This is a genomic window from Stenotrophomonas sp. 86428_Sma (assembly GCF_056481585.1).
This window is the reverse complement of sequence record NZ_CM151156.1, coordinates 3,056,335-3,073,730: the sequence shown is the minus strand read 5'-3', so window position 1 is coordinate 3,073,730 and position 17,396 is coordinate 3,056,335. Positions and strand designations below refer to the sequence as shown.

At 66.9% G+C, this 17,396-nt stretch carries 19 protein-coding genes; 16 read left to right on the top strand and 3 right to left on the bottom strand.

What is annotated here, in order from left to right; genetic code table 11:
- Nucleotides 1-76 precede the first annotated feature (76 nt).
- From ACZK3J_RS14115 to ACZK3J_RS14095, 5 genes are all read left to right on the top strand, one after another.
- Nucleotides 77-436: a winged helix-turn-helix transcriptional regulator gene (locus ACZK3J_RS14115; RefSeq protein WP_032129513.1), complete on the top strand. Its 360-nt coding sequence runs from the start codon at nt 77-79 to the stop codon at nt 434-436.
- A gap of 75 nt (nt 437-511) precedes the next feature.
- Complete coding sequence (tadA, locus tag ACZK3J_RS14110; RefSeq protein WP_478475983.1) at nt 512-1,036, top strand: tRNA adenosine(34) deaminase TadA; 525 nt, start codon at nt 512-514, stop codon at nt 1,034-1,036.
- Nucleotides 1,037-1,110: 74 nt separating this feature from the next.
- Nucleotides 1,111-1,683 (top strand): oligoribonuclease, encoded by a 573-nt coding sequence (gene orn / locus ACZK3J_RS14105; protein ID WP_478475982.1) that lies wholly within the window; start codon nt 1,111-1,113, stop codon nt 1,681-1,683.
- A gap of 159 nt (nt 1,684-1,842) precedes the next feature.
- Complete coding sequence (locus tag ACZK3J_RS14100; RefSeq protein WP_049398216.1) at nt 1,843-2,718, top strand: EcsC family protein; 876 nt, start codon at nt 1,843-1,845, stop codon at nt 2,716-2,718.
- Nucleotides 2,719-2,857: 139 nt separating this feature from the next.
- Nucleotides 2,858-3,973 (top strand): alkene reductase, encoded by a 1,116-nt coding sequence (locus ACZK3J_RS14095; RefSeq protein ID WP_478475981.1) that lies wholly within the window; start codon nt 2,858-2,860, stop codon nt 3,971-3,973.
- A 132-nt stretch (nt 3,974-4,105) separates the two neighbouring features.
- On the opposite strand, the gene ACZK3J_RS14090 is transcribed toward ACZK3J_RS14095, so the two are convergent.
- The gene (locus tag ACZK3J_RS14090; RefSeq protein WP_050509854.1) at nt 4,106-4,999 is read right to left on the bottom strand and encodes a mechanosensitive ion channel family protein; all 894 of its coding nucleotides are present in this window, start codon (nt 4,997-4,999) and stop codon (nt 4,106-4,108) included.
- Nucleotides 5,000-5,135: 136 nt separating this feature from the next.
- The gene (ppsA, locus tag ACZK3J_RS14085; protein ID WP_014037623.1) at nt 5,136-7,514 is read right to left on the bottom strand and encodes a phosphoenolpyruvate synthase; all 2,379 of its coding nucleotides are present in this window, start codon (nt 7,512-7,514) and stop codon (nt 5,136-5,138) included.
- A 145-nt stretch (nt 7,515-7,659) separates the two neighbouring features.
- On the opposite strand from ppsA, the gene ppsR reads away from it, so the two are divergent.
- From ppsR to ACZK3J_RS14060, 5 genes are all read left to right on the top strand, one after another.
- Nucleotides 7,660-8,481, top strand: a complete 822-nt coding sequence (gene ppsR / locus ACZK3J_RS14080; RefSeq protein ID WP_006452040.1) for a posphoenolpyruvate synthetase regulatory kinase/phosphorylase PpsR — start codon at nt 7,660-7,662, stop codon at nt 8,479-8,481.
- 148 nt (nt 8,482-8,629) lie between these two features.
- On the top strand, nt 8,630-9,139 hold the full coding sequence (locus tag ACZK3J_RS14075; RefSeq protein ID WP_032130357.1) for a DUF1249 domain-containing protein: 510 nt from the start codon (nt 8,630-8,632) through the stop codon (nt 9,137-9,139).
- 42 nt (nt 9,140-9,181) lie between these two features.
- Nucleotides 9,182-9,670 carry an NUDIX hydrolase gene (locus tag ACZK3J_RS14070; RefSeq protein WP_049462146.1) on the top strand — a complete coding sequence of 163 codons (489 nt, stop codon included), beginning with the start codon at nt 9,182-9,184 and terminating at the stop codon, nt 9,668-9,670.
- A 125-nt stretch (nt 9,671-9,795) separates the two neighbouring features.
- The gene (locus ACZK3J_RS14065; protein WP_478475980.1) at nt 9,796-10,425 is read left to right on the top strand and encodes a DUF2239 family protein; all 630 of its coding nucleotides are present in this window, start codon (nt 9,796-9,798) and stop codon (nt 10,423-10,425) included.
- Nucleotides 10,426-10,543: 118 nt separating this feature from the next.
- A complete protein-coding gene (locus ACZK3J_RS14060; RefSeq protein ID WP_478475979.1) occupies nt 10,544-11,908 on the top strand; it encodes an MATE family efflux transporter in 1,365 nt (454 codons plus the stop codon).
- Nucleotides 11,909-12,132: 224 nt separating this feature from the next.
- On the opposite strand, the gene ACZK3J_RS14055 is transcribed toward ACZK3J_RS14060, so the two are convergent.
- A complete protein-coding gene (locus tag ACZK3J_RS14055; protein ID WP_134952214.1) occupies nt 12,133-12,783 on the bottom strand; it encodes a class I SAM-dependent methyltransferase in 651 nt (216 codons plus the stop codon).
- A gap of 344 nt (nt 12,784-13,127) precedes the next feature.
- Here ACZK3J_RS14055 and ACZK3J_RS14050 point away from each other — a divergent pair, with 344 nt between their 5' ends.
- The 6 genes from ACZK3J_RS14050 (at nt 13,128) to ACZK3J_RS14025 (ending at nt 17,055) form a co-directional block, all read left to right on the top strand.
- Complete coding sequence (locus ACZK3J_RS14050; protein WP_032130352.1) at nt 13,128-13,742, top strand: CDP-alcohol phosphatidyltransferase family protein; 615 nt, start codon at nt 13,128-13,130, stop codon at nt 13,740-13,742.
- 22 nt (nt 13,743-13,764) lie between these two features.
- The gene (phaE, locus tag ACZK3J_RS14045; RefSeq protein ID WP_189721025.1) at nt 13,765-14,841 is read left to right on the top strand and encodes a class III poly(R)-hydroxyalkanoic acid synthase subunit PhaE; all 1,077 of its coding nucleotides are present in this window, start codon (nt 13,765-13,767) and stop codon (nt 14,839-14,841) included.
- Complete coding sequence (phaC, locus tag ACZK3J_RS14040) at nt 14,838-15,905, top strand: class III poly(R)-hydroxyalkanoic acid synthase subunit PhaC (protein WP_478475978.1); 1,068 nt, start codon at nt 14,838-14,840, stop codon at nt 15,903-15,905. Before phaE ends, phaC begins: the two co-directional genes overlap by 4 nt.
- A gap of 55 nt (nt 15,906-15,960) precedes the next feature.
- Nucleotides 15,961-16,335: a YfeK family protein gene (locus ACZK3J_RS14035; protein ID WP_414574497.1), complete on the top strand. Its 375-nt coding sequence runs from the start codon at nt 15,961-15,963 to the stop codon at nt 16,333-16,335.
- Between the two features lie 67 nt (nt 16,336-16,402).
- Nucleotides 16,403-16,606, top strand: coding sequence for a PspC domain-containing protein (locus tag ACZK3J_RS14030; RefSeq protein ID WP_014037612.1), 204 nt, complete (start codon nt 16,403-16,405; stop codon nt 16,604-16,606).
- Nucleotides 16,603-17,055, top strand: a complete 453-nt coding sequence (locus ACZK3J_RS14025) for a hypothetical protein (protein ID WP_049462153.1) — start codon at nt 16,603-16,605, stop codon at nt 17,053-17,055. Before ACZK3J_RS14030 ends, ACZK3J_RS14025 begins: the two co-directional genes overlap by 4 nt.
- The last annotated feature ends 341 nt before the right edge of the window (nt 17,056-17,396 follow it).

Genomic DNA, 17,396 nt, shown 5'->3' with positions numbered 1-17,396 from the left:
GGCGAGGTGTTCGTGGAGTGTGCGACCATCCTCGCGATGCCGGCATGCCCCGGCAATTACGCACTTTGAGGTAACCATGGCCTTTCCCGGTGATGTCTATGCCGCCGACTGCTCGGCGCGCGATGCGCTGGCACTGATCTCCGGCAAGTGGGTGATGCTGCTGCTGCCGGCATTGGCCGAGGGCCCGCAACGCAACGGTGCGCTGCTGCGGAAGATCGAAGGCATCTCGCAGAAGGTGCTGACCCAGACCCTGCGACAGCTGGAGCGCAACGGCCTGATCGAGCGCTGCGATCTGGGCGGCAAGCCACTGCACGTGGAGTACCGGTTGACCGAGGTTGCGCGCAGTCTGGTAGACACCCTGACCGCGCTGGACCGTTGGGCCGAGCACAATTTCCCGGCGCTGGACGCTGCCCGCGAGCGCTTCGACGCGCGCTAGCGGCGCCTGCACGGCTGCGGGCGTACAATGCGGCCCCGGCGGCCATCCTGGCCCTGCAGACACGCGAGAACCGCCATGACCGACGCCCTGGGTGTGCCGGTGCACGACACCGACGAACACTGGATGCACCACGCGCTGGCGCTGGCCGAGCGCGCACAACGCGAGTTCGACGAGATCCCGGTGGGTGCAGTGCTGGTCGGTGCCGACGGCCAACTGCTGGGCGAGGGCTGGAACCTCAACATCGCCTCGCATGACCCCAGCGCACACGCCGAGATCGTGGCCATGCGGGCGGGCGGAAAATTGCTGGCGAACCATCGCCTGCTTGGCAGCACGCTGTATGTGACCCTGGAGCCGTGTGCGATGTGCGCAATGGCGATCGTGCACGCGCGCGTTGCACGGTTGGTCTACGGTGCCAGCGACCCCAAGACCGGTGCCTGCGGCAGCGTGTTCGACCTCATTGGCGATGCCCGCCACAACCACCGGGTGGAGATCCACGGTGGGGTACTGGCCAAGGAAGCCAGCATGCGCCTGACCAACTACTTCCGCGCCAAGCGTGGCAAGCCGCCGCTGTTGCTGGAAGACCACGCCGGCGAGGGCTGAGGGGCGAACGGGTATGATGGGCGCCTCTTTCCATCACCGGTAGGCCGCGCGCCTGCCCAGCAACGAGGCGACACATGGCGGACAACGGCGCGGCCAACGAACGACTGATCTGGATCGACCTGGAAATGACCGGGTTGGATACCGACAACGATTCGATCATCGAGATCGCCACCGTAGTCACTGACGCCCAGCTCAACGTGCTGGCCGAAGGTCCGGAATTCGCCATCCACCATCCGCTGGAAGCGCTGGAAGCGATGGACGAGTGGAACCGCAACCAGCACCGCCGTTCGGGCCTGTGGCAGCGTGTGGTGGACAGCACGGTGACCCTTGCCCAAGCTGAAGCGCAGACGGTGAATTTCCTGGCGCAGTGGATCCCGGCCGGCCTCTCGCCGATGTGCGGCAACTCCATCTGCCAGGACCGCCGCTTCCTGCACCGCCAGATGCCGCGCCTGGAGAAGTACTTCCACTACCGCAACCTGGACGTGTCCACGGTGAAGGAACTGGCCAAGCGTTGGGCGCCGACTGTGGCCGCGGGCGTCGGCAAGAACAGCAACCACACCGCGCTGAGCGACGTGCACGATTCGATCGCCGAGCTGCGCCACTATCGCCAGTTCATGGGCGCGCTGTCGGGGCTGCCGGTTGCCTGAACAACGACGCCGGGCATGGCCCGGCGCTACCGGGTGACACGCGAACTGGTAGTGCCGGCCGCTGGCCGGCAATTCAGCGGCCTTCGTGACGTGTATCAGGTTGCCGGCCAGCGGCCGGCACCACCCTCCGTTCAACTCCCTGGCGCTAAGATCAGCGCCATGAACGAGCCCATCCTGCTTCCCCGCGACATTGCCCACGACGCCCGCGACTGGTCTGACCTGCAGCGGGCGGTGGCCCTGCTGGAAGCGCCGACCCTGACCGCGCGCATGGCCAATCTGGTCGGCACGCCGCTGGAGTTCGCGGTGAAGGCGCTGCCCAGCTCGGTCTCCAACCGCATCCACGGCGCGGTGCAGGCGGCGCTGACCAAGTCGGCGCAGGCGGCGCTGTGGAGTATGGACAACACCCCCGGCAAGGGGGCGTCCACCCGCTGGCACAAGCTGGCCGCAGCGACCTCCGGTGCGGTCGGCGGGGCGTTCGGCTTTGCGGCCTTGTTCATCGAACTGCCGGTGTCGACCACCATCATGATGCGCGCGGTGGCCGACGTGGCCCGCAGCGAGGGCTTCGACCTGTCCGAGTTCAGCACCCGCCAGGCCTGCCTGGAGGTGTTCGCGCTGGGTGGCAACTCGCCGCGCGATGACGCCAGCGAAACTGGTTATTACCTGGCCCGGGGCTTCACCACCGATGTGATGCGCCATCTGTCGGCCGAGCTGGCCGGGCGCGTGGTGACCGGCCGTGACCTGACCCTGGGCGTGGCACCGAAGGAAGCCGGCAAGCTGCTGGCGAAGATGGTGGAGAAGGTGGCCGCGCGCTTCGGCGTGGTGGTTACCGAGAAATTCGCCGCACAGGCGGTGCCGATCGTGGGTGCCGCTGCCGGTGCGACGCTCAATACGATGTTCACCGATTACTACCAGGACATGGCGCGCGGCCACTTCATCGTGCGCCGGTTGGAGCGCAAGTACGGCGAAGACGTGGTGCGTACCTGCTATGACCGCGTAGCGCATGGCACGATCAGGATGGAACCCCGCCTGGAGTAGATCCACGCCATGCATGGATGAGCCTTCATGCCAGGCCATCCTTGCCTGCCGGGCACAACTGTTTTGCCACAACACGCCTGTTGCCTTTCGCAGGCGGTCCCCATTCTTGCTGGCACTCCCCCCGCAAGAGATGTCCGCCATGTTGTTCACCTCCCACCGCCTGGGCGCCTTGACCCTGCCCAACCGAATCGTCATGCCGCCGATGACCCGCTCGCGCGCTGCCGACGGCAACGTTGCCACCGCGGAAATGGCCGCCTACTACGCGCAGCGGGCCAGCGCGGGCCTGATCGTCAGCGAAGGTACCCAGATCAGCCCGCAGGGCCAGGGCTATGCCTGGACCCCGGGCATCCACAGTGGCGAGCAGGTGCAGGGCTGGCGCCAGGTGACCGACGCCGTGCACGCTGCTGGTGGCCGCATCTACGCCCAGCTGTGGCACGTGGGTCGGGTCTCGCACGTCGCGCTGCAGCCCGGCGGTGCCGCGCCTGTGTCGTCGTCGGCGCTGCTGGCCGAGGGCGTGAAGGTGTTTGTCGACCCCACCGGCGCCGGCCCGAAAGCGGGCGTGGGCGAGATGATCCAGCACTCGATGCCGCGCGCGCTGGCCGAGGCCGAGATTCCGGGCATCATCGCCGATTACGCGCAGGCCACCCGCAATGCGCTGGCCGCCGGCTTCGATGGTGTCGAGCTTCACGGTGCAAATGGTTATCTGATCAACCAGTTCATCGATTCGCAGGCCAACCAGCGCACCGACGGCTATGGTGGCTCGCTGCAGAACCGGCTGCGTTTCCTGCGCGAGGTCGTGCAGGCGGTGACTGCAGAAGCCGGTGGTGAGCGCGTTGGCGTGCGCCTGGCGCCGCTGACGACGTTGCAGGGCGCGGTGGACGATACGCCGCAGGCCACCTACCTGGCGGCGGCACACCTGCTGGGCGAGCTGGGCGTGGGTTACCTGCACATCGCCGAGGCCGACTGGGATGACGCACCGCTGATGCCAGTGGCGTTCAAGCAGGCGCTGCGCATGGTCTACCCGGGCACCCTGATCTACGCCGGCAAGTACACCGCCGAGCGCGCCGAGCAGGCACTGTCTGAGGGCTGGGCCGACCTGATCGGCTTCGGTCGCCCGTTCATTGCCAATCCCGACCTGCCCGAGCGCCTGCGTCTGGGGGCGGAGCTGAACCCGCCGGATCGCGCAACGTTCTTCGGCGGTGGTGCGGTCGGGTTCACCGATTACGCGACGCTGGAAGAAAGCGTCGCCGCCTGATCCTGGAGGTTGCCGGCCAGCGGCCGGCACTACCGATGTATGGAGATGGGGTGGGTGCCGGCCAGCGGCCGGCACTACCAGGATGTGCGGGGCAGGGTAGTGCCGGCCGCTGGCCGGCATTTCTGTGTCGGATCAGGGCTTGTCGCGCACCAGTGCGTCGGCCTCGACCACGCCGCCATCCTTGCCATGCAGGTACAGGTGCATGTCCTGCTGCGGATACGGGATGTTGATGCCGGCCTTGTCGAAGCCCAGCTTGAGCTGTTCCAGCAGCGTGACCTTGGTGCCGAACCAGTCGGCCGACTTCACGTAGCAGCGGATGCCAAGATTGATCGCGTGCGCGCCCAGTTCGTACACCACTACGTCCGGTGCCGGTGTCTGCAACACGCGCGGGTCGGCCTTCATCAGCGCCAGCGCGGTGTCGCGCGCCAGCTGGATGTTGTCTTCATAGCCGATGCCCACCACCAGTTCGACGCGGCGGGTCGGCTCGGCGGTCAGGTTGATGATCGGCGCAGCGGTGATCAGCGTGTTCGGAATGGTGGTGTGCTGATTGTCGGCACCGGTGATGACGGTCTGGAAGATGCGCACTTCGCGCACCGTGCCGGTCTGTCCGGCCACCGTCACTACATCACCGACGCGGAACGGGCGCAGCGTCACCAGCATCACGCCCGAGGCGATGTTGGACAGCGAATCCTTCAGTGCCAGGCCTACCGCCAGGCCGGCGGTGCCAAGCACGGCCAGCAGCGGGGTGATCTGCACGCCCAGCGTGCCGATTGCCAGCACCACCACGATCACCAGCGACGCGGCGTACACCACGTTGCGCAGGAAATTGCCCAGCATCGGGTCCACGCCCATGCGCGCGGTGGCGCGTGGCATCGCATTGGACAGGCGTCGCGCCACCCACATGCCGACCAGCAGCACCACGATCGCGGCCAGCAATGGCACGCCGTAGGTCTCCAGCAGGCGTTCCCAATCGAGCGAGTGGAACCAGGGTGTTGCGGCGGGGGCGGGTGGGGCAGTGGCGAGCATGCGGGCTCCTTTGCAGCGGGGGAGGTGGCGCGCGCAGACGCCAGAAACAACAAGCCCCGCAGAGGCGGGGCTTGCATGCAGCTGAAGTATGGGCCGGCGCCGATGAAAGCGACGTCAGCCCTCAGCAATCACGGCATCAGCCGTTGGCCTTCAGCTTGGCCAGGCGCAGCCAGGTATCGACCACGGTGTCCGGGTTCAGCGACACCGACTCGATGCCTTCCTGCATCAGCCATTCGGCCAGATCCGGGTGATCGGACGGGCCCTGGCCGCAGATGCCGACGTACTTGCCCTTGGCACGTGCCGACTTGATCGCCATCGACAGCAGCTTCTTCACTGCCGGGTTACGTTCGTCGAACAGGTGCGCGACGATCGACGAATCGCGGTCCAGGCCCAGGCTGAGCTGGGTCAGGTCGTTGGAGCCGATCGAGAAGCCGTCGAAGATCTCCAGGAACTCATCGGCGAGCAGTGCGTTGGACGGCACTTCGCACATCATGATGATCTTCAGGCCGTTCTCGCCCTGCTTCAGGCCGTTCTGTTCCAGCACCTCGATGACCTTGCGGCCTTCTTCCAGGGTGCGCACGAACGGAATCATGACCCACAGGTTGTCCAGGCCCATTTCGTTGCGCACGCGCAGCACGGCCTTGCACTCCAGCGCGAAGGCGGCCGAGAAGCTCGGATCGACGTAACGGCTGGCGCCGCGGAAGCCGATCATCGGGTTCTCTTCGTGCGGCTCGTAGTTGCTGCCGCCGATCAGGTTGGCGTACTCGTTGGACTTGAAGTCCGACAGGCGCACGATCACGGCGTTCGGTGCGACCGAGGCGGTGAGGGTGGCGATGCCTTCGGCCAGGCGGTCCACGTAGAAGCTGACCGGATCACCGTAACCGGCGATCTTCTCGTCGATCTTCTTCTTGGTTGCCGCATCCTGGCGGTCGTATTCCAGCAGCGCGTTCGGGTGGATGCCGATGTGGCTGGCGATGATCATTTCCAGACGGGCCAGGCCGATGCCGGCGTTCGGCAGCTGGCCGAAGTCGAAGGCACGTTCCGGGTTGGCCACGTTCATCATGATCTTCAGCGGTGCCGGCGGCATGTTGCCCAGATCGGTGGTGGTGCGCTCGAAGCCGAGCTTGCCTTCGTAGATGAAGCCGGTATCGCCTTCAGCGCAGCTGACGGTGACCAGCTGGCCATCTTCGATGACCTTGGTGGCGTTGCCCGAACCGACCACGGCCGGCACGCCCAGCTCGCGCGCGATGATCGCGGCGTGGCAGGTGCGGCCACCGCGGTTGGTGACGATGGCCGAAGCGCGCTTCATCACCGGTTCCCAATCGGGATCGGTCATGTCGGCGATCAGCACGTCGCCCGGCTGCACGCGGTTCATGTCGTCCAGCGTCTTCACCACGCGGGCCACGCCCGAACCGATCTTGGCACCGACGGCGCGGCCCTCGGCCAGCACGTTGCCGCCCTTTTCAGTCAGCGCGAAGCGCTCGATCTGGGTGGCATGGCTGCGCGACTTCACCGTTTCCGGGCGCGCCTGCACGATGAACAGCTTGCCGCTGACACCGTCCTTGGCCCACTCGATGTCCATCGGGCGGCCGTAGTGCTTTTCGATGACCAGCGCCTGCTTGGACAGTTCCTGCACGTCCTCGTCGCTGATCGAGAAGGTGTTGCGCAGTTCGACCGGAGTGTCCTCGATCCTGACGCGCTCACCCGGAACATCCGAATACACCATGCGGATGGCCTTGCTGCCGAGCGAGCGGCGCAGGATCGCCGGCTTGCCGGCCTGCAGGGTGGGCTTGTAGACGTAGTACTCGTCCGGGTTGACCGCGCCCTGCACGACCATTTCGCCCAGGCCGAAGGACGAGGTGACGAACACCACATCGCGGAAGCCGGACTCGGTGTCCAGTGTGAACAGCACGCCGGACGAACCGACGCCCGAACGCACCATCAGCTGCACGCCGGCGGACAGGAACACGTCCTCATGCTTGAAACCGTGGTGCACGCGATAGGCGATGGCACGGTCGTTGTACAGCGAGGCGAACACTTCCTTGACCTTGTGCACGACGTCGTCGGCACCGGTGACGTTGAGGAAGGTTTCCTGCTGGCCGGCGAAGGAGGCATCCGGCAGATCCTCGGCGGTGGCCGACGAACGCACGGCCACGGCCACGTCGCCGCCGCCATTGTCGGCGCTCAGCTGGGCGTAGGCAGTGCGGATGTCCTGGTCCAGCTGCGGCTGCAGCGGGGCATCGATCACCCAGGTGCGGATTTCCTTGCCCGCTGCGGTCAGCGCGTTGACGTCCTCGACGTCCAGCGTGGCCAGCTTGTCGAAGATGCGCTTGGACAGATCGTTGTGCGCGATGAAGTCCTTGAAGGCTTCAGCGGTGGTGGCATAACCGCCCGGCACCGAAACGCCCAGACCGGCCAGGTTGCCGATCATCTCGCCCAGCGACGAATTCTTGCCGCCTACGCGGGCCAGGTCGGCCAGACGCAGTTCGTGCAACCACAGGATGTTCTCGTTCAAGCGCGATGCTCCGTTTGGCCATCGCCCGAGGCGGGCTGGAATGGCCGCGTCCGTAGGAAGAAGCCGATATGATGCCGGGCAGAGTACCGTCGGCACAAGCTTGTGCTGGCGGCCTTTTTAGGCTTCGTAGGGGGTAAAAGCGCGCATGTCGACCATCCGTCCGGTGTTCTACGTTTCCGATGGAACCGGTATCACCGCTGAAACCATTGGGCATAGCCTGCTCACCCAGTTCTCCGGGTTCAGCTTCATTACCGATCGCATGTCGTTTGTCGACGACCCCGAAAAAGCGCGTGAAGCCTGCGCCCGGATCCAGGCGGCAGGGGAGCGGTACCAGGTCCGGCCGATCGTGGTGAACTCCTGCGTGGACCAGAGCCTGAGCCTGATCCTGGCCGACAGCGGCGCGCTGATGCTGGATGTGTTCGCGCCGTTCATCGAGCCGCTGGAGCGTGAACTGGCCAGTCCGCGCCTGGCCCGGGTCGGCCAGGCCCACGGCATGGTGGATTTCGACACCTACCACCGCCGCATCAACGCGATGAACTTCGCCCTGACCCATGACGATGGCATCGCGGTGAACTACGACGATGCCGACGTGATCCTGGTGGCGGTGTCGCGCGCCGGCAAGACGCCCACCTGCATCTACCTCGCCCTGCATTACGGGGTGCGCGCGGCCAATTACCCGCTGACCGACGAAGACCTGGAAAGCGACCGCCTGCCGCCGCGCCTGCGCAACTACCGGCGCAAGCTGTTCGGCCTGACCATCGACCCCGACCGGCTGCAGCAGATCCGCCAGGAGCGCCGCCCGAACTCGCGCTACGCCAACCTGGACACCTGCAAGCGCGAGGTGGCTGCGGCCGAGGTGATGTTCCAGATGGAGCGGATTCCGACCCTGAGCACCACCCATACCTCGATCGAGGAGATTTCCAGCAAGGTGCTGGCCACGCTGGGGCTGCAGCGCGAGCTGTATTGATCCTCGTCTGGTAGAGCCGGCCGCTGGCCGGCTGGTGGATGAACCCTCGGCCGCGATGCAGAGCTGCCGGCCAGCGGCCGGCACTACCCAGGGGTTGGCTTGCACGTGCGCGCCCCCACGTTGAAGCACCAACGTGTAGGATCGACCCATGGCCCGAGCCTTGCCCCGCACCGAACGCATTCCCCGCCTGAGCCGGCTGAGCTGGCTCATGGGCCTGTACGCGGAAAACTACCGCCATCTGGTGCGTCTGTTCGAACCGGCCGGACTGGTGGCGGGCAGCTACATTTCCTCGATCGGCGACGGCCTGGATGTCCGCCTGGACGTGATCGAGTGCCACCGCTACACGGTGGAACTGCGCCTGACCTACGACCTGGCCGACCCGGTCACCGGTGAGCCGGATCCGTCGGCCTATGTGCGTCTGTACCGTGACGCGCGCCAGGCCGAGACCACCCATTGCTACGTCGGCCGCCGCTGGCAGGACACGATGGGCCTGTATCCGCCGCCGGCGGAGCTGATCAGCCACCGCATGCGGATGAACACCTTCCTCGGCAAGTGGCTGGAATACCTGGCCGAGCGTGGCCACGGTGTCGCCACCCTGCGCCGCGATCCCGACGGCGCCAGTGCGCCTGCCGAGCGTCGCCTGTCGCTGGTGCGCTGATCGGCCATAATCCACGGCTGACCTGCCGCTGGATGCTGCCCCATGCCGTACACCCCGATCGTCGCCACCCTGGGCTATGTGCTGTCGCCTGATCGTCGCCAGGTGCTGATGATCCACCGCAATACCCGTCCCGGTGACCACCACCTGGGCAAGTACAACGGCCTGGGCGGCAAGATCGAAGCGGACGAGGATGTGGCGGCCAGCATGCGCCGCGAGATCGCCGAGGAAGCCGGCATCGACTGCACCGGCATGCGCCTGCGCGGCACCATCAGCTGGCCGGGCTTCGGCAAGCACGGCGAGGATTGGCTGGGTTTCGTGTTCGTCATCGATGGATTCGAGGGCACCCCGCACGGCGGCAACCACGAAGGCACGCTGGAGTGGGTGGACCTGGACAAGCTGGACACCCTGCCGATGTGGGAGGGCGACCGCAACTTCCTGCCGCTGGTGTTCGACGCCGACCCGCGCCCGTTCCACGGCGTGATGCCGTACAAGGACGGGCGCATGGTGAGCTGGTCCTTCAGCCGCCTGTGAGCCGGGAAATCGGGTAGCTGCCAACCTTTGGTCGGCACGCTCTTCTGGCAAATTAATACCCGGGCAATATTGACGGCGGAGAATTACCCGGGCAATATTCGCGCATCGCCTCTGATGCCGTTGCCATGCCTGCGTCCCGACTTCCTCCCTTCAGTTGTTTCGACGGCCATCGCCTGGTCGCTTCCGGTACGCCGGAAGTGGCCGCGCTGGCGCTGAAGCAGCTGCGTGCCGACAACGCTGCCGGTCCGCTGCTGGTGTTCGACAACGCCACCGGTCGCACCCGTGATTTCGATACGCGTGGCAGCGACGCAGAACTGCTTTCGCGGGTAAACGAAGCGTTTCCCGCCGCCGTGGGGACGGATGCCGACGTCACTGCCGAAGAGGCGCCCGCAACCCCACGTGGCCGTGGCCGCCCCAAGCTGGGTGTGGTCGCCCGAGAAGTGACCTTGCTGCCGCGCCATTGGGCGTGGCTGGCCGAACAGCCGGGTGGGGCCTCGGTGGTGCTGCGCCGGCTGGTGGAAGCGGCCAGCCGTGCCGGTGCTGACAAGGACCGCCAGCGTCGTGACAGCGAGCGTGCCTATCACTTCCTGCAGACCATCGCCGGTGACCTGCCGGGTTTCGAGGAGGCGATCCGTGTCCTGTTCGCGCATGACCGCGCGGGCCTGGAAGCGGCGTTGCGGAGTTGGCCCGCGGATGTGCGCGCCCACGCTCTGCGCCTGGCCTTCGACGATCCTGCGGACCACGCCGACGGCTGAGCCATCGCGCCGTTGCTGAGCGACGGCCCCACCTGACCGCGGGTCCAGGCCCGCTTCCCCTGTGCGTGCTTTGCTTGCGGAAACGCCGGGCAGGGCGGCGCCTTGCCCAGAGAACCCCATGAGCACCCCTGTACATCCGATACCTCCGGCAGCACCCCCGCTGTGGCGCACCTATCTGACCCTGCTGCTGCCGATGCTGCTGACCAATGCGCTGCAGCTGGCCGCAGGCACGCTGGACAACATTTACCTCGGCCATCTGCTCGGCACACAGGCAGTGGCTGCAGCGGCTGCGTTCTTTCCGGTCTTCTTCCTGCTGTTGGCCCTGGTAATGGGCCTGGCGACCGGTGCGATGGTGCTGATCGGCCAGGCCTGGGGCGCGGGCCGCCCGCAGCAGGCACGCGCCGTGGCTGGCAGCGCGGTGGCGCTGATCCTGCTGCTGTCGGTGCTGGTGATGACTGTGGGCGGCGGCTTCGCGCCACAACTGCTGGTGGCGTTGGGCACGCCGGCAGCGGTCCTCAGTGAGTCCATTGTCTACGCACGCGTGCTGTTGCTGGCGGCACCGGCGATCTTCCTGCTGTGGCTGGCCACTGCGGTGAGCCGTGCGGTGGGCGATGCCAAAACGCCGCTGCGTGCGCTGCTGCTGGCAACGGTGGTCGGCCTGCTGTGCACGCCGCTGCTGATCCTCGGCTGGGCCGGCCTGCCGCAGCTGGGTTCGGCCAGTGCGGCAGTCTCGGCGGCGTTTGCCTCGCTGCTGGCCTTGGCCTGGCTTATGTGGCGGTGGCAGAGGATGGAGCACCCGTTGGCGCCGGGACGTGAGCTGCTGCGTGCCATCCGTTTCGATGGCGTGCTCATCCGCGCGATGCTGCGCATCGGCGTACCGTCATCGCTGCAGATGCTCAGCCTGGCCATTGCCGAAATCGTGTTGCTGGGCTGGATCAACCGCTACGGCTACACGGCCACGGCCGCCTACGGTGCGGTCAACCAGTTGATGAGCTGGGTGCAACTGCCTGCGATGTCGCTGGGGATCACCGCCACCATCCTCGCGGCGCATGCGATGGGCGCGGGGCGTACGGCACGGCTGCCCGCCATCGCTCGCACCGGTGTGCTGCTTGGGCTGGCGATGCTGAGCGTGGTGGTGCTGCTGGTGATGGCGCTGGCGCCCTGGCTGACCGGGCTGATTCTGGCGGCCGCAGAGGTGCGCGAATTGGCCGCATCGCAGCTGCGCACGGTGGTATGGGGCGTGCTGGCGATGGGAGGCAGCGCGGTGCTGGTCGGGGTAATGCGCGGCAGCGGCACGGTTTTGCTGCCAGCGTTGCTGGGCATGACAGCGGTACTGCTGCTGGAGCTGCCGTTGGCGATGTGGTTGCAGGCGCGGCATGGGCTGGCCGGCCTGTGGTGGGCGTGGCCGCTGGGGTTGCTGGCGATGCTGGTGATGCAGGTATTCTGCTTCGCGCGTTGGCGGCGCCGGGTGCAGGCTGGGTAGTGCCGGCCGCTGGCCGGCAATCCGGAATGCCGGGGCAGCCGGCCAGCGGCCGGCTCTACCACGCGGTCGGATCACAGTCGTTGCGGCGGCTGCGGTGGGCCGACCACTGGTGATGCAGGTGTTCTGTTTCGCTCGCTGGCGGCGGGTGCGGGCTGGGTAGTGCCGGCCGTTGGCCGGCAACGCGGAACGGCCGCGGCAGCCGGCCAGCGGCCGGCTCTACCACTTCAGCGCCGCTGTGCCAGCAGCAGATGGAAGTGCTTTTCGCGGATCTGGCCGTCATTGCCGGCTGCGGATTCCCGGTGGCTGCGCCAGGCCGAGACGCGGAAGCCCGACACACGCAGCGCCAGCTCCACCGCGTCCAGCTCATGCAGTTGGAAGTCGGCAGCAAATGGCAGGCTGCGCATGAAGCTGGCGTCGCCAAAGGCCAGGCACAGGCGGCCGCCCCGGCGCAGCACCCGCGCCAGCTCGTCCAGCACCGGCGCCAGGTGGGGCCAGAAGTACAGGGTGTTGACCGCCAGCGCGGCATCCATCGCGGCATCGGCGACCGGCAGCGCATGAGCGTCGCCGTGTCGCATCGCGGCACGCTCGGCCAACCCGGCGCTGGCCAGGCGCTGGTTGCCGGCCTCGACCATGGCGGTGGACAGCTCAATACCCAGATAGTGGCTGCCGGTGGCCTGCAGCATCAGCGGCGCGAAGGCCGCATTGCCGGGGCCGATCTCCAGGACCCGTTCGCCAGTACCGACGGCCAGCAGCCCGATCGCGGCCAGGTTGAGTGCGCCGTTGCTGCGGTTCATCGAGTCGGCCACCGCCAGCGCGGCCTCGCCATGGGGCTGCCGCAGCTGTGCGGCCAGAGTGGGAGCATCCAGCATCATCATCGTCCGTTGCAGAGTTTCGGACGTGGCGGCGGCGGGTCCGCCGGTGACCATAGCGCCGACCTTGTGGCTTGGGAAGTAGGGAAACCCCGCTTCGGGGTGATGAGGAAATGTCCAGCGTCGCAGTCGGTGAGATCTGGTTGTCCACAGGGGGTGTGGATTACGCGTGGGCAACTTTGTGGATAAGCCGCGACAGGCGCCACCCCCCTAGGCTGTCAAGATGGGTGGCGAAAAATTCACCGCCGGTGAGGACAGGTGAGGGAGCGGTGAAGGCTGGGGCCTGCCAGCGCTGTCGCCAGTGGCGGCGCTCGCGGTAACCTGTGGGCCTTGATGCTCCGTGAGACCCCATGAAACGTCACTTCTCGATGCTGCGCGAATTCCAGCTGGCCGACTGGTTCACCCTGGCCAATGCTTTCTGCGGCACCGGTGCGGTCTTTGCCGCAATGCGCTTCCTGCAGGACGGCGAGCGCGGCTACCTGCTGTTCGGCATGGCGTTGATCCCGCTGGCTTTCATTTTCGACGCCCTCGACGGGCGCATCGCGCGCTGGCGCAAGTCCAGCTCCACCCTGGGCCGCGAGCTGGACTCGCTGTCCGACGTGATCTCCTTCGGTGTGGCCCCGGCGGCGCTGGCCTACGCCTGCGGCATGCAGGGCGGCTGGGACTGGCTGGTGCTGAGCTATTTCGTCTGCTGCGGCGTCAGCCGCCTGGCGCGCTACAACGTCACCGCAGAGGCGCTGGCCGGCGACGAGGGCAAGGTCGCGTATTTCGAGGGCACCCCGATCCCGACCAGCCTGGTGCTGGTGATCGTGCTGGCGATCGCTGCCGGTACCGATGCCATCGGCCAGAACATCTGGTTCGGCCAGTGGCAGATCGGCCCGTGGCAGCTGCACCCGATGGTGTTGTTGTTCGCCCTGTCCGGGTCGCTGATGATCAGCAAGACCCTGCGCATTCCCAAGCCATGAGCCAGCCCTGCGGAGGCCTGCGATGACCAGCTCGGCCCACGACGCCGGCAGCAGCGATTTCGAGACCCTGGCCCGGCAGTACTTCGGCGCCTGGGGCGATGCCCTGCGCCACGCCAGCACGCCCGGTGCGCCGGCAGGTGACGACCCCGGCAGCTGGCAACGGCTGTTCGACTGGTGGGGCCAGCTGTTGCCTGAGCAGGGGCAGGGCGCGCCGGAAGATGCCGTGCGCCGCTTCCGCGAACAGGCGGGCAGCTGGTACGGCACCATGCAGGAAGTGGCCGCGCGTTTCGCCGGCCGCGACGCCAGCAGTGCCGATGTGGCACAAGCCTGGCGCGAGGCGGTGCAGGGGCAGGGCGACGGCATGCTGCAGTGGATGCTGCAGGGCGCCCGTGGCAGCACCCACGCTGGCGCTGCTGTACCGGAGTTTGCCGCCTGGCTGCAGCAGTTCCAGCTGCAGGCCGGTCCGTGGCTGCAGAGCCCGGCGTTCGGGCCCGGCCGCGAGCACCAGGCGCGCTGGCAGGCGCTGCTGCGGGCGCAGGAGGAATACCAGCAGCATTCACGCGCCTACGTCGATCAGATCAAGCAGGCACTGGACGAGGCCTTCGCGCTGTTCGAGCAGCGCCTGGCCGAGCACGAGCAGCCGGGCAGCCAGCTGACCAGCGCCCGCGCGATGTTCGACCTGTGGATTGAAGTGGCCGAGGAGGCCTACGCCAAGGTCGCCATGTCCGAACCGTTCCAGCAGGTGTATGCCGCGCTGGGCAACGCTCAGATGCGCCTGCGCGCCGGCCTGCAGCGCGAGGTGGAACAGATGAGTGAACGGATCGGCCTGCCGACCCGCAGTGAGATGGACGCCGCGCACCGCCGCATCGCCGAGCTGGAGCGCAGCCTGCGCCGCCTGCAGGCACAGGTGGTGGCCATGGCCGGTGCGGGCGAGGTCGATCCGGTGGCACAGCCGGCGCCGGCGAAGGTGAAGCCGGTCGCGCGCAAGGCCGCGAAGAAGGCCGCGCCGGCAAAGAAGGCGGCTGCGAAAAAGGCGCCTGCGAAAAGGGCTGCACCAAAGGCAGCGCCCCGTACTTCCACACGGACGCGTGACCGATGAAAGGACCGCTGGGCTTCAACGCTGATGACCTGATGCAGGAAACCCTGGCCATGCAGCGCAAGCTGATGGAAGGGCTGAAGCTGCTGCCGCAGGTGGAAGACGTGGACTATGGCGTCACCGCCCGCGAGGAAGTCTGGCGCGACGGCAAGGTGGTGCTGTACCGCTTCGTCGGCGAACAGGCACCGACCCGGCGCACGCCGCTGCTGATCGTCTACGCGCTGGTCAACCGGCCGTACATGGTCGACCTGCAGGCCGATCGCTCACTGGTGCAGAAGCTGCTGGCGCTGGGGCAGGACGTCTACGTGCTGGACTGGGGTTACCCGGATCGCTCGGAGCGCTTCCAGACCCTGGAGGACTATCTGCTGCGCTACATCGATGGCGCGGTCGATGCGCTGCGCGCGCGCAGTGGTGGACCGGTCGACCTGCTCGGCATCTGCCAGGGCGGCGTGTTCGCGCTGTGCTACGCCGCGCTGCGCCGGCAGAAGCTGGGCAAGCTGATCACCATGGTCACCCCGGTCGATTTCCACACCGCCGACAACATGCTCTCGCACTGGGCGCGGCAGGTGGATGTGGACCTGCTGGTCGACACGCTGGGCAACATCCCGGCCGACCTGATGAATGCCAGTTACCTGATGCTCAAGCCGTTCCGCCTGAACGTGCAGAAGTACGTCGGCCTGCTCGACATCCTCGATGACAAGGCGGCGCTGGAGGATTTCCTGCGCATGGAGAAGTGGATCTTCGATTCGCCGGACCTGGCGGGCGAGGCGTTCCGCGACTTCATCAAGCAGTTCTACCAGGGCAACGGGCTGATGAACGGCACGGTGCGGATCGGCGAAGAGGCGGTGGATCTGTCGAAGGTGACCCTGCCGGTACTGAACATCTACGCCGAGCAGGACCATCTGGTGCCGCCGGATGCTTCGCGCGCAATGCGCGGACGTCTGGGCACGGACGACTACACCGAGTCCAGTTTCCGCGGTGGCCATATCGGCATCTACGTGTCCGGCCGCGCGCAGCGCGAAGTGCCGGCCACGATCGATGGCTGGCTGAAGGCGCGCGACCCGTAAGGCCTGCTTCGGTTTTTTTTGTAGCGTCGAGCCATGCTCGACTGCATGGAGAATGATGATGTCGCAAAGGATTTCGCTGCTGCTTGCCACGCTGCTGCTGGCAGCCCCTGTTGCCCAGGCCGCCCCCAGCGCGGATGCGCGAAGAGAAATCGCCCAGCTGATCTCCAGCCTGGACGGCTCCCAATGCCGGTTCCAGCGCAATGGCAGCTGGTACGACGGCAGCGATGCGCGCGCGCATCTGCAGCGCAAGTACGACTACCTGCTGAAGAAGGACATGGTGGACAGCGCCGAGCAGTTCATCGAGCGCGCCGCCAGCCAGAGCAGCATGAGCGGCAAGCCCTATCGCATCCATTGCCCGGGGCAGCCCGAACAGACGGCAGCGGCCTGGTTCGGTGCACGCTTGCAGGCATTGCGCCACCGCACGCCGTAGACACGGCCCGGGTGTAAAGTCGAGCCATGCTCGACTGGTTCTGCCCGTAAGCCGAGGAGACGCCGCCATGAACACCACGCCCAAGACGCTGTCGCGCTCGCTGAACGACCGCATGATTGCCGGCGTGATGGGCGGCATCGCCCATCGCTTCGGCTGGAACCCCACGCTGGTACGGATCGTGTTCGTGCTGGTCTCGATCGGCTCGGCGGCTTTCCCCGGCATCCTGGTCTACCTGATCCTGTGGCTGCTGATGCCGAACGAGGCCGATTGAAGACTGCTCCGGAGCCTTGGCCGATCTGGCTGCGCGCGCTGCAGGTGGTGGGCGCGGCATGGGCGTCCCCCAATTCGCTGCTCGGCCTGATCGGTGGCCTGGCCGGCATGCTCGGCGGCGCGACGCTGCGCTGGAGCGGGCGGGACTGCGCACTGGTGTTCGACCGCTGGCCGTGGGGGCCGGGTGGGGCGATCACGCTGGGCAATGTGATCCTGCACACCGGCCATGACCTGGGCATTTCCTGCCGCACCTATGCGCATCAGGCGGGCTGGGGCGTGGAGCCGCTGATCCGGCTGGACGACCACGAGCGCGCGCACGTATACCAGTACATGGTGCTGGGGCCGCTGTACCTGCCGGTATACCTGCTGTGTGGTGGCGTGAGTGCGCGCAACCCGTTCGAACGCGCGGCCGATCATTTCGCCCGGTTCGGGCATGGCTGGTGGCCGTAGTTTCCAGCCAACGGCGCAGCCCCTCGTGGCTTGGTCGGGGAATACGTTTCATGTGATTGGGCCGGGCGGGGTGGGTTCGCGGGACACGCCGTAAACCCGTCCCTGGGGGCTCGATGGCGCCATCCATGGCGCCAACGGTCCCGCGAATCCACCCCACCCGGCCCCTGACAGTTTCCGTGCGCGTCCATCCACGGAGAAGAAATAGAACAGCAGAAGCGGGTCGCGCGCTGCGCTTGCTCGTGAGCCGAGCATGGCTTGGCTCCACAGGAAGCAACAAAGCAGCCGGCCAGGCTGCTTTTGCTTTTGATCTTTTTTTCTTCTCCGTGGGTGGCAGACGCAGC